This window comes from Streptomyces niveiscabiei (assembly GCF_001419795.1).
Classification (GTDB): Bacteria; Actinomycetota; Actinomycetes; order Streptomycetales; family Streptomycetaceae; genus Streptomyces; species Streptomyces niveiscabiei.
Map to the genome: position 1 here is coordinate 1 of NZ_LIRL01001112.1, position 1681 is coordinate 1681.

Below are 1681 nucleotides of genomic sequence, written 5' to 3' on the forward strand. Positions count from 1 at the left end.
GCGGGGAGGGCGGAGAGACAGCCGCTGTACGGGCAGGTGGGGCGGCCGGAGCTGGTGTATCGGTGGGTGCGGGGGGACCGGAGGTGAAGGGGAAGGCGCGGATACGGCAGAGGGTGGCGAGGTCGGGTTCGTCCGCTCGCGCGAACGCGTCGGCGGCCCGGCGGTAGGCGTCCCGGGCCCGGTCGAGAGCGCCGTCGTCCTCGTGGACCACCGCGAGGTTGTGCAGAACCACCCCGATCTCGTACAGGTCGTCGAACTCGTCGTGGAGAGCGAGTGCCTTGTCGTAGGCCGCGATCGCGTCCTGCGGCCGGCCCAGCATTCTGAGGGTGATGCCGAGGTTGGACCAGGCCACGCCTTCCATCGCGCGATCCCCTGTTCCGGCGAAGAGATCCCGGGCGCGCGTATGCGCCTCGACCGCTTCCTGTCTCCGTCCCAGCCTGGTCAGGGTCTGGCCGAGTTTTCCCCACACGTGTCCCTCGCCGGCCCGGTCCCCGGTCTCCTCGTGCAGGGCACGCGCTCGGGTGTGCGCGGCGAGCGCCTCGTCGAAGCGTCCCCGTTCCGACAGCGCGCTCCCCATGCTGCTCAGGGCCGCCGCCTCGTCGCCCCGGCTCCCGGCCTCCGCGAAGAGGGCCCGCGCCCGCTCGTACGCGTCGATCGCTTCCTCGTACCGGCTCGACCGGTCCAGCGCCATGCCGAGGTTGTACCAGGAGGCGGCTTCCGCGTACGTCTGCCCCGTGGCCCGGGCCTCTTCCCGTGACACCTCCATCACCAGGCACAGGTCGTCGAAGGCCCGCCGCCAGTTCAAGTACTCCGCAAGGCACAGCGCCACCCTCATGCCGTCCCGCGCGAACTCCTGCCCCCTCTCCCGCCGAACCGCCGCCACCAGCCCCGGCCTCTCGGCGTCCAGCCAGGCCGCGGCCTCCTCGCGTCCCGAGAACAGCGGGGGCCGTTCCTCGCCGGGCAGCCGTCGCAGCCACGCATCGGCCGCACGCGAGCCTCGCCGATAGAACTCCAGCACCCGTTCTCGCGCACCCCTTTCCTCGTCCTCCCCGAGGATCTCCGCGCCGAACTCCCGCACCAGGTCATGCATTCGCCACCGCTTCCCCACCCGCTCCACGAGATGCGCCCGCCGCAACCCCCTCAGCTCCTCCAGCGGCAGCACCTCCGCATCGGCGAGGGCCATCAACACCCCCTCCCCCACGTCCGCCCCCGGCGCGACGGAGATCAGCCGCACCACCCGCGCCTGCTCCGGGGTCAGTCTGCGGTACGACAGGTCGAAAGCCGCCCGCACGCTCCGCACCCCGTCGTCGAGCCCCGCGAGCCGGTTGCGCAACCCGGCGAGTTCCTCGACGAGTTCGGCAATCGACCGCTCCGAGTCCTCCGCGAGCAACGCCGCCACGATCTGAAGCGCCAACGGCAAGTACCCGCACAACCCGGCGAGTTGCCGAGCTGCGGCCTCCTCCTCGGCGGCCCGCTCGTCGTCCGGGTCCGCGATCCGCAACGCCCGCCTCAGCAGCTCGTACGACTCCTCCGCCGACAGCTCGCCCAACGGCACCAGCCGGGCCCCGAGTTGAGGCAGCCGGTCCCGGGACGTCACCAGCAACCGGTGCCGGGAGGCACCCGGCAGGAGATGCCGCACCTGCTCGGCCGACGAGGCGTTGTCGGCCGAGCAGGTGCGGCA

The 1681-nt window shown here is 72.3% G+C and carries 2 pseudogenes; one reads left to right on the forward strand and one right to left on the reverse strand.

From position 1 onward, the window contains the following. Nucleotides 1-87 (forward strand): annotated as a pseudogene (locus tag AOK24_RS51820) (two-component system response regulator); the annotation flags it as partial. A 112-nt stretch (nucleotides 88-199) separates the two neighbouring features. Here the strand turns inward: AOK24_RS51820 and AOK24_RS52550 are convergent. After that, nucleotides 200-1183: pseudogene (locus AOK24_RS52550) on the reverse strand (tetratricopeptide repeat protein); the annotation flags it as partial. Nucleotides 1184-1681: the final 498 nt, after the last annotated feature.